At 28.3% G+C, this 9,887-nt stretch carries 15 protein-coding genes; 5 read left to right on the top strand and 10 right to left on the bottom strand.

Features of this window, described 5'->3' with window-relative positions; translation table 11 throughout:
• Positions 1-55 precede the first annotated feature (55 nt).
• The 10 genes from spoVG to BSV1_RS01115 form a co-directional block, all read right to left on the bottom strand.
• On the bottom strand, positions 56-349 hold the full coding sequence (gene spoVG / locus BSV1_RS01160) for a DNA-binding protein SpoVG (RefSeq protein ID WP_002557374.1): 294 nt from the start codon (positions 347-349) through the stop codon (positions 56-58).
• A 199-nt stretch (positions 350-548) separates the two neighbouring features.
• Complete coding sequence (rsfS, locus tag BSV1_RS01155; protein WP_008882258.1) at positions 549-899, bottom strand: ribosome silencing factor; 351 nt, start codon at positions 897-899, stop codon at positions 549-551.
• Positions 874-2,058, bottom strand: a complete 1,185-nt coding sequence (locus tag BSV1_RS01150; protein WP_008882287.1) for an LCP family protein — start codon at positions 2,056-2,058, stop codon at positions 874-876. The genes rsfS and BSV1_RS01150 overlap by 26 nt, the downstream gene beginning before the upstream one ends.
• Positions 2,055-2,636, bottom strand: a complete 582-nt coding sequence (gene nadD, locus BSV1_RS01145) for a nicotinate (nicotinamide) nucleotide adenylyltransferase (RefSeq protein WP_008882204.1) — start codon at positions 2,634-2,636, stop codon at positions 2,055-2,057. The genes BSV1_RS01150 and nadD overlap by 4 nt, the downstream gene beginning before the upstream one ends.
• A gap of 78 nt (positions 2,637-2,714) precedes the next feature.
• The gene (gene obgE, locus BSV1_RS01140) at positions 2,715-3,701 is read right to left on the bottom strand and encodes a GTPase ObgE (RefSeq protein ID WP_008882296.1); all 987 of its coding nucleotides are present in this window, start codon (positions 3,699-3,701) and stop codon (positions 2,715-2,717) included.
• 54 nt (positions 3,702-3,755) lie between these two features.
• Positions 3,756-4,001 (bottom strand): 50S ribosomal protein L27, encoded by a 246-nt coding sequence (gene rpmA / locus BSV1_RS01135; RefSeq protein WP_002656482.1) that lies wholly within the window; start codon positions 3,999-4,001, stop codon positions 3,756-3,758.
• The gene (locus BSV1_RS01130) at positions 4,001-4,321 is read right to left on the bottom strand and encodes a ribosomal-processing cysteine protease Prp (protein ID WP_039949405.1); all 321 of its coding nucleotides are present in this window, start codon (positions 4,319-4,321) and stop codon (positions 4,001-4,003) included. Before BSV1_RS01130 ends, rpmA begins: the two co-directional genes overlap by 1 nt.
• Positions 4,322-4,326: 5 nt before the next feature.
• Positions 4,327-4,638: a 50S ribosomal protein L21 gene (rplU, locus tag BSV1_RS01125; RefSeq protein WP_008882214.1), complete on the bottom strand. Its 312-nt coding sequence runs from the start codon at positions 4,636-4,638 to the stop codon at positions 4,327-4,329.
• 56 nt (positions 4,639-4,694) lie between these two features.
• The gene (locus tag BSV1_RS01120; RefSeq protein ID WP_008882202.1) at positions 4,695-5,225 is read right to left on the bottom strand and encodes an adenine phosphoribosyltransferase; all 531 of its coding nucleotides are present in this window, start codon (positions 5,223-5,225) and stop codon (positions 4,695-4,697) included.
• Positions 5,226-5,287: 62 nt separating this feature from the next.
• Positions 5,288-5,848, bottom strand: a complete 561-nt coding sequence (locus BSV1_RS01115) for a DUF2147 domain-containing protein (protein ID WP_008882278.1) — start codon at positions 5,846-5,848, stop codon at positions 5,288-5,290.
• A gap of 234 nt (positions 5,849-6,082) precedes the next feature.
• Here BSV1_RS01115 and flgF point away from each other — a divergent pair, with 234 nt between their 5' ends.
• The 5 genes from flgF (at position 6,083) to BSV1_RS01090 (ending at position 9,878) form a co-directional block, all read left to right on the top strand.
• Entirely contained in the window at positions 6,083-6,931 is an 849-nt protein-coding gene (gene flgF / locus BSV1_RS01110; RefSeq protein ID WP_008882205.1) for a flagellar basal-body rod protein FlgF, read from the top strand.
• Between the two features lie 12 nt (positions 6,932-6,943).
• Positions 6,944-7,741, top strand: coding sequence for a flagellar basal-body rod protein FlgG (gene flgG / locus BSV1_RS01105; RefSeq protein ID WP_008882291.1), 798 nt, complete (start codon positions 6,944-6,946; stop codon positions 7,739-7,741).
• 199 nt (positions 7,742-7,940) lie between these two features.
• Positions 7,941-8,375, top strand: a complete 435-nt coding sequence (locus BSV1_RS01100; RefSeq protein WP_008882170.1) for a hypothetical protein — start codon at positions 7,941-7,943, stop codon at positions 8,373-8,375.
• Between the two features lie 170 nt (positions 8,376-8,545).
• The gene (locus tag BSV1_RS01095; protein ID WP_008882262.1) at positions 8,546-9,550 is read left to right on the top strand and encodes a flagellar basal body P-ring protein FlgI; all 1,005 of its coding nucleotides are present in this window, start codon (positions 8,546-8,548) and stop codon (positions 9,548-9,550) included.
• A complete protein-coding gene (locus BSV1_RS01090; RefSeq protein WP_002557359.1) occupies positions 9,534-9,878 on the top strand; it encodes a rod-binding protein in 345 nt (114 codons plus the stop codon). Before BSV1_RS01095 ends, BSV1_RS01090 begins: the two co-directional genes overlap by 17 nt.
• The last annotated feature ends 9 nt before the right edge of the window (positions 9,879-9,887 follow it).

Genomic DNA, 9,887 nt, shown 5'->3' with positions numbered 1-9,887 from the left:
TTAATACTTACAATTGACAAGCATACAAGATACAACGAGCTTTGTCAACAATTATCTAAAAATCTAATTCAAGTTCAAGATCGGCTGGATTTTCTCTTATATATTCCTTAAAAATAGAAGTTTGCAAAGCTTTTCTAAAATCCTGACTAATAGGATGTACAATGTCTTTATATTCACCGACTCTAGTTCTTCTGTTAGGCATAGCAATAAATACTCCCTTTTGCCCTTTAATAACTCTAATATTGTGAAGAACCAAACAGTTATCAAAAGTAACTGCAACATATGCTAATAATTTAGAACCAGAATTTTTACTATCAACTTTCTTAATCCTTATGTCTGTAATATCCACTTATAAGCCTCCCGCAAAAAGTACATAACTTAAATCTAAAATATTTTCTATTTTTTGTAAACATGTTTTTATGATATTTTTAGTTTTTTTAATTAATTTTAATTAAACTAAGTAATTAAGGATAAATAATGATTCCTTTGGACCATATGTTTTTATGATATTTTTAGTTTTTTTAATTAATTTTAATTAAACTAAGTAATTAAGGATAAATAATGATTCCCTTGGACCATATTTTTTCAAGCTCATAGTATTCCCTAGATTTTTCACTCATTAAATGAATTACCAAATTTGCACCAGAAACAATAGTCCAGTCATAAACCAACCCTTTTCCTTGAACATTAATATTAATTTTTTTTTCTTTAAAAAATTTAATTATCTTATCAATATATAAAGCTTCCATTTGCTTAAATGATACAAAAGTAGCTATTATAAAAAAATCAGTCCAATTACAAATATCGCTAACATTAATGCCCATAACATTAATTCCATTAAAATCACTTATTATTTTGCATAAATCATTAATATCATTTACTTTTAACATATCTTCCATCAAAATCATCTCCTAAAATAACTATTACATCAGGATTAATATCAAGATTATCAAGCTCTAACAATCTTTTAGTTTGAACCTCAGAAATTGGCTTAATATTTGAAGTTTTAATCACCTCTCCAACCCTAACAGCCATTTCTAAATTATCCGAATTATTTATAATCAGGGTATTTTTATAAGAATTTTTATCTGCATTACCAAATTTTAAAACTTTAAATTTTAAAGAATTAAAAATATTTGCTGTTTTTTTTGCAAGCCCAACAACTTTTGTTCCATTTAAAACAACAATCTTTACTATCTCTTCTGCGCCTTCATTAACCAACTCTTTGTTTAATTTATCCACCGATTCTTTTAAAATAGCACCCCCATAATAAGGAAAAACCACCTTTATCAAATTATTATCATTATCCTTAAAAATCTCTTCTTGTCCTTTAATATTAATAGAAATAATTTTATCATTATTTATTTTATAATTTTTAACAATATACTTAAAAACAACCTCTGAAAGGTTAGTATCTAACATGGAATATATTTTAAAAAAATTGTCATTTTCGATGCCAAAATCTGAAATTTGAAAAAGAAGTCTTTTAAAAAACTCTTTAAAAAATTCAACTCTCTCTTCAAACTGATTAACATCATTAAAATATCTCAAATAATCATACGCCTTATCACCATCAAAATTAGAAGTGCCAGAGGGTATTAAAATAGAATCCTCGAAACTATAAACTTTTACCGGGTTTTTAACAAGAAGTCTAACTCCCCCTAAGTAATCAATAAGTCTAACAAAATTTTCTTTTTGAAAACGAATATAATAATCTGATTCATGAGATAATTGTGTATAAATTTTAGATAAAAATTTATTAAAAGAATTTTTTTTATAAAGATCTTTAAACCAAGATATATTCCCTTTTAAATCTTCATATCCAGTATGAATTGGAATATCAAAAAAACCAATATTTCCTGTTTTCATATTAATAAAAATTTCTTGCATACTTACAAGGTTTTTGTTAAGATCTTCTATTATAAACAAAAAACTAATATTACTCTTTGTATTAAGCTCGAAGTAAACCAGCTCTTTTTTCGAACTTCTAATAAAAAAAATTACTACACTTGCTATTATCAGAACAATTAAAAATAAAAAAATTAAATCCTTTCTCAAATATTTACCTTTTTAACATATAAATTATTATCTTTAATGTATTTTAACACACCAAAAGGCAATAAATAGCTGACAGGCAATCCATTTGCAATTCTATTTCTAATCTCTGATGAGGAAATCGGTATTATTTTATTATCTATATAAATATGCTTAAAAGAACTTTTAAGCCTCTCTTTGTAGATTCTGTGAGCAATAACAAGTTCAACAGAGCTTACAATGCTTTGAGGATCTTTCCATGAATCAAAATTTTGAAAAAGATCATCACCAATAACTAAAAAAAGTTTATCGTTTTTGTATTTTTTTTTAACACAAGAAATAGTATCAACAGTATAAGTTATACCACCATTTATTATGTCGCAATCATCTATGAACATTTTATCTTCATTCTCTAATGCAAGCTTGAGCATATCTATTCTATTGTTAACACTAACATCCTCATCAATCAATTTATGAGCTGGATTGCAAGTAGGAATAAATATTACTCTATCAATATTTAATAAATACTCTATTTCTTTGGCCAAAAAAATATGTCCAATATGAACTGGATTATAAGTGCCCCCTAATATTGCAATTCTCACAATTTTTTTCCTAAATCAAGTCTGACATCCAAAAACCAAGTCTTAAAAATAAAAAGCCCAGAATAAAAATCAATTTTATTAAAAAGTTTTAGCCAAAATAAAAAATTCTTTAATAAGCTCATCAATTCCTCTATTCTCATAAATAGAGATGCCAATAACCTTTTCTTTTCCTAAGGCTTTTATCAGGCAATCAAAATTTTTCTTAGAACCGTCCAAATCAAGCTTGTTGGCAATAATAATTTTTTTTTTATTAAAAAGCTTATGGCTATAAGATTTTAATTCATTTAAAAGAATGTTATATGATTCCAAAAAATTTGCTTCAGAAACATCAATAACCAAAGCTAAAATTTTAGTTTTAGCAATATGCTTTAAAAATTTAGTCCCAAGCCCTACTCCAAAACTAGCGCCTTTAATTATTCCAGGAATATCTGCAATAATCAAATCATCATAAGAACGCCTGAGCATACCAAGATGAGGAATTTTTGTTGTAAAAGGATAATTTGCGACCCTAGATTTTGCCGAAGTTATCCTATTAAGAAGAGAAGATTTACCAGCATTAGGTAAACCAACAAGCCCAATATCTGCCACCAAAAAAAGTTCAAGACGCACGCTCAAACTATTACCCGATTCTCCAGGTTGAGCAAACCTTGGAGCCCTTCTAGCTGAAGTTTTAAAATTCCAATTACCAAGACCCCCTCTGCCACCTTTTAAAACAACAAATTCGTCATTTAAATTTTTAAGCCTATACAAAAGAGTTCCATCATTTTCATTATAAACTTCTGTATTTGGAGGAACAAAAAGAGTTAAATCTTTACCATTAGCACCACTTCTTTTAAAACCCATTCCAGGTTTACCATTTTCGGCACAAAGCACATGACCATTTTTATAAAAAGATAAAGTGCTAAGATTTTCTCTCACCTTGAAAATTACACTCCCACCACTCCCACCATTTCCGCCATCTGGACCGCCTTTTGCATTAAACTTTTCTCTTAAAAAAGAAACACACCCAGAACCACCATTGCCCGAAACTACCGTTATATTTACAGAGTCCTTAAAGCTATACAAACTTTCTCCAATTTTTCAATTAAAACCAAAAATCTCCAATCTTTTCAATTAAAACTAAACAATACTTACATATTTTCGTCCCTTTAAAGTTTTAAACTCTACCTTACCAGATGAAAGCGCAAATATTGTATAATCTCTTCCAAGACCAACGTTTTTACCTTTATGAAACTTTGTACCTCTTTGTCTAACAATTATCTCTCCAGCTTTAACAAACTGACCACCACTTCTTTTAACTCCAAGTCGCTTGGATATAGAATCTCGTCCATTTTTTGAACTACCACCACTTTTACTTGTTGCCATTAATTTTCCTCCAAAACTAATTTAATATCATTGGGATACTCAAAGCACAAATCGTTTATGCCTCTAATTAAAAACCTACTATAGTAAAAAAGACTTTCTTTGTTCAAATCCTTAAAAAAGGGCTTAAATTCTAAATAACCTCTTTTTGAATTTTTCACAACAAAAGCCTCACCCTCAAGATCAAGAACACTAAAAAAGGTTCTCAAAATAAAAGAAAAAGAAGAACAGACAACGTTAACATTATTCTTACTTATAGCATGACCATTGGCTAAAAGATAAATAATTACATCGTCTTTTACTTTTACCAAAATATTAATCAATATACTTAAAAAACTATTTCATCAACCAAAATATAAGAATAGGTTTGTCTGTGCCCAACTTTTCTCTCACTTGATTTTCTTCTTCTGTATCTGTAAGAAATAACCTTTTTGTCTTTTTTATCTTCTTTATAGGTACATCTAATAAGAGAATTTACGACATAAGGCTTTCCTATTTTAACCTCTCCGTCTTTATTAATAAGCAAAACACTATTAAATTCCAACTTATCTTTCTCAATAGGAGAAATTTTGTCTATTTTTAAAAATTCACCCTCAATAGCCTTATATTGCTTGCCATTTATTTCTACCAGTGCATACATATATTACCTCAACTAAACATTGTAAATTTAATAAAAAAGAAAAGTCAAGCATTAAATTAATTATACCTTACAAGGGAATTGACTTCATAACTTTCAAGACTTTGTCTACCATTAATAGCACAAAGCTCAATAAAACAAAAAATATCCTTAACCTTGCCCCCAGCTCTCTCTAGCAAAATTGCAGACGACTTTAAAGTTCCCCCGGTAGCTAATATGTCATCTATTAAAAGAATATTGGAATACGTCCTAACGTCGTCTTTGTGCACCTCTATTCTCCCAAAACCATATTCAAGCTCATACTCTTCACTAAAAACCTCTCTGGGCAATTTACCCTCTTTTCGAATTAAAACAAGAGGTAGCTGCATTTTTAAAGACAAAGGAGCACCTATTAAATATCCCCTAGACTCAACAACTGCAATGCAATCAATCTTTTTAAAATTATAAAAAGAATATACCTCATTTATTAATGAACTATAAACTTCGGGTTTTAGCAAAACGCTAGTAATATCATAAAAAAGAACACCCTTTTTAGGAAAATCGGGTATTTTTGAAATAAACTGATCATAATACTCTGTCTTATTTTTCATAACCTACTTATCCCATCTATATATTTATATATTTTTCAAAATAGCAAGACCAAAAGCCAAATTTATTTTTTCACAGGGGGCGCTGGAACAAGATTATGCAAATCTAATTTTGGTATTTCATCATCTTTAGCTCTTGTCCAAATTTTGCTTCTGCCAAAAATCCAAACTTTCCCCTTGGTAATAAGATTTCCAGTTTTACTATCAACACGCATCTCAGAATTATAAATTTTACCGTTTTTAGGATCTATTATTTTGCCCCTATCCCACTTTTTAGAAGAAGAAGAATACTTAAGGCCCCACATAAAATCAAGACCCTCTATTGCAAGATTTTCAAACCCAACTACAGTATCTCCTGAAGGATTTTTAGCATCATACTTTTTGCCATCTTTTATTATAGTTAAAATTCGGCCATAAACTTCTCCATTATATTTATAAATATATATAATAGAATTCTTTGTGTTACTTACATCATTATAACCAACCCAATATCCTAAAACTTCATTTTCAAAACCAAGGTTTTCATCCTTATTGGCAATATCCTTTTCATTTGAATCTTCTGAATTTGCAAATAAAAGCATTGAAAAACAAAAAAAAAGAAAAAACTTTGAAAAAACTCTAGTCATCAATCCTCCTTAAAACTAAATTATAGCTCTTTTTTTAAATTACTCATTTAGGGCGGCTAATTTAAAAATTGGCCACAAGCATCATTATACAACTTATTTTATAATTTTAATTATCAAGATGAAAAACTAGGCAAAAAATATAAAATTAAGCAAAAACACAATAGGTTAATTAATTGTTATATAGGACAATTAATGCTAATATTAATAAAGTTAATTGTCTTTAAGGATTTAACCGTGGTAAGAGGAATTTATACAGCTGCCAGCGGAATGATGGCAGAAAGGCGCAAGCTTGATACAGTGTCAAATAATTTAGCAAACATAGATCTTATTGGATACAAAAAAGATTTATCTATTCAAAAAGCATTTCCAGAAATACTAATAAGAAGACTAAATGATGATGGCCTTTATAAATTTCCCAAAGGACATCTTGAAACAGCTCCGGTTGTAGGCAAACTAGGAACAGGGGTTGAAGAAAATGAGATATACACAGTATTTGAACAAGGCCCATTAAAAACTACTGGCAATCCATTAGATTTAGCACTCACCGATCAAGGATTTTTTGTAATACAAACTTCAGATGGAGAAAGATATACAAGAAACGGTTCTTTTACTATTGGAAAAGAAGGAATCCTTGTTACAAAAAGCGGATTTCCCGTCCTAGGAGAAAAAGGATACATATATCTTAAAAAAAATAATTTTAAAATAACACCTCAAGGACAAATCTTTCACAATTCAAACTTTGAATCAGACCCCAAAAGACTTGTTAGTGAGTATGAAAATTCTTGGGAAAATTATGAACTGCTTGATACCATTAGAATTGTAAATTTTGAAAATCCTAGATTTCTCAAAAAACAGGGAAATTCTTTATGGATCGACACAAAAACATCTGGCAAAGCACAAGAAATTGATGTATCATTAAGGCCTAAAATAGAAACAGAAACACTTGAGGCTTCTAATGTTAATGCTGTTAAAGAAATGGTTTTAATGATTGAAATTAACAGAGCTTATGAAGCTAATCAAAAAACAATACAGACTGAAGACAGTCTATTGGGAAAATTAATAAATGAAATTGGAAAATATTAAGGAGCATATTTTATGATGAGAGCATTATGGACAGCAGCAAGTGGAATGACTGCACAACAATACAATGTAGATACAATTGCCAATAACCTTTCAAATGTAAATACTACGGGATTTAAAAAAATAAGAGCAGAATTTGAGGATCTAATTTATCAAACCCATAACAGAGCAGGAACCCCTGCAACTGAAAATACTTTAAGACCGCTTGGAAATCAAGTTGGCCACGGGACAAAAATTGCTGCCACCCAGAGAATATTTGAACAAGGAAAAATGCAATCCACAAATTTACTCACTGACGTTGCCATTGAAGGAGATGGATTTTACAAAATTCTTCTACCTGATGGAACTTATGCATATACCAGAGATGGGTCATTTAAAATCGATTCTAATCGAGAGCTTGTAACAAGCCAAGGATACAAAGTATTGCCTAATATATTCTTCCCAGAAGAATATATCCAAAACTCAATTGCAATATCTGAAGAGGGAATAGTATCAGTAAAAATTGATAACAACAACGAGCCAATAGAGCTTGGGCAAATTGAAATATCAAGATTTGTCAATCCTGCAGGACTAAGTGCCATTGGAAGCAATTTATTTAAAGAAACAGCTGGATCAGGTCAAGAAATAGCAGGAATACCAGGAAGTGAAGGCATGGGAAGACTAAGACAAGGCATACTTGAAATGTCAAATGTATCTATTGCTGAAGAAATGGTAACAATGATAGTAGCTCAAAGGGCTTATGAAATAAACTCAAAAGCTATTCAAACTTCTGACAATATGTTAGGAATTGCAAATAACTTAAAAAGGCAATAAAATAAAAAAAAGATTATTTATTTTTATTTTATTTTTCACAACAAGCTCAATTATAAGCGCTTCTCATGATTTATGTTTCAACATTACTCCTAGTAAAACATATTTCTTTTCAAAGAAGTATTCAAAAATATGCAACAATCAAAGCTTATCAAAAATATATATTCCCCCACATTTAACAAAAAAATCAATAATTTTTGAAATGATTTATTACATTACAAAAAACTTATCAAATGAAAATATCTATATACTTCAATTTAACTTTGATGAATCTGAAATAAACATAGAAGATAAATTTTTCAAAAAAGTAAAATTTAAGGTAAAAAGCAACAACTCATACAAAAATATTCCAATTGAAAAAACTCTTGTTTATTATGCAAAAAACTTTGAAAGCTACAAAAGACATAATTACATCAATATGTACATTGATGTAATCGAGCCAATTGTATTTGCAAAAGAAAATATAAAAAAAAATGAAATCCTTAATGAGCACAATACATACTTTAAATACAAAATCAACACAACAAGAATAAATGATGTTTTAAGTCTAAATGAATTAAACAATAGCAAATACAAAGTTATACGCAACACAATCAAAAATGAAGAAATAAGATTAAATAAGGTACAAAAAGAATAATGCCTAATTTTATCTCCCTTTTCTAAAAATTATTATTTTAATCTGCCTCAATACAGATAATATTTAACAAATCAAGGATTAATTAGTAATTTGACGAAAAAAGTTTCATTAATTGTAATAATTGATATAAAATAATAGATATTAAAGAAATACAATAAATAGGGTAAAGAATGAACAAACTAATGTTGATGTTAATTACATTTGCAACGAGTCTATTAGCCCAAACAAACAAAGATTCAACAGGACTAAAAACAGATCAATCATTTAACAATAGCCTGTCTGAAAGCGTAAAATTAAAAGAAATTGCGGATATTTATCCCACAAATACAATTTTTTTAACAGGTATTGGAATAGTAGCGGGACTTGCTGGAAAAGGAGACTCTATAAAACAAAAAGACCTTATAATTAAAATTTTAGAAGAAAACAATATAATAAATGAAATAGGCTCTAATAATATAGAAAGTAAAAATATTGCACTAGTAAATGTCAGCCTCCAAGTAAAAGGTAATACAATCAAAGGTTCAAAACATAAAGCTTGCATTGCATCAATACTAGACTCAAAAGATTTAAAAAATGGAATACTTTTAAAAACAAATCTTAAAAATAAAGAAGGAGAAATAATAGCAATTGCATCAGGAATTATACAGCCCAATAATAAATTAAAAGAATCTGGATATACTCTAGATAGTGTAATAATAAATGAGAATCAAAATATTAACCACAGTTATAATATAATTCTTAAAAAAGGAAATTATACATTAATAAATAGAATTCATAAAATATTGACCTCTAAAAAAATCAACAACAAAATTAAATCAGACAGCACAATAGAAATAGAAGCAAAAAACATAAGCCTATTAGAAGAGATTGAAAATATTAAAATAGAAACCAACCCTAAGATATTAATAGACAAAAAAAATGGCATTATTTTAGCAAGTGAAAATGCAAAAATAGGAGCTTTTACATTTTCCATTGAAAAAGACAATCAAAACATTTTAAGTAAAAATAATAAAACAACAATTCAAATAAACTCAATGAAATTAAATGAATTTATATTAAAAAATTCCAACAATCTTAGCAATAAAGAATTAATTCAAATAATTCAAGCTGCGCAAAAAATTAATAAATTAAATGGGGAACTTATCTTGGAGGAAATTAATGGAAACCAAAATTAATTCACAAAATTTAATTAATTCACAAAATCTAAAATTTAAAAATCAAATAAATAAAATAAATAATTTTAAAAATTCTGTAGAAATAAAAAAATCCTTTCAAAAAAACGAAGATCTTCGAAAAGCTTCTTTAGAATTTGAGGCTATGTTTATCAAGCAAATGCTTGAAAGCATGAAAAAAACTCTTAACAAAGATCAAAATTTGTTAAACGGAGGCCAAGTAGAAGAAATTTTTGAAGATATGCTTTGCGAACAAAGAGCAAAACAAATGGCACAAGCTCAAAGCTTTGGCCTTGCCGATTTAATTTACAATCAATTACAAAAAAAGTAAATAATTCGA

The organism is [Borrelia] finlandensis, assembly GCF_000181875.2.
Taxonomy (GTDB): domain Bacteria; phylum Spirochaetota; class Spirochaetia; order Borreliales; family Borreliaceae; genus Borreliella; species Borreliella finlandensis.
This window is presented reverse-complemented; position numbering and strand designations above follow the sequence as displayed.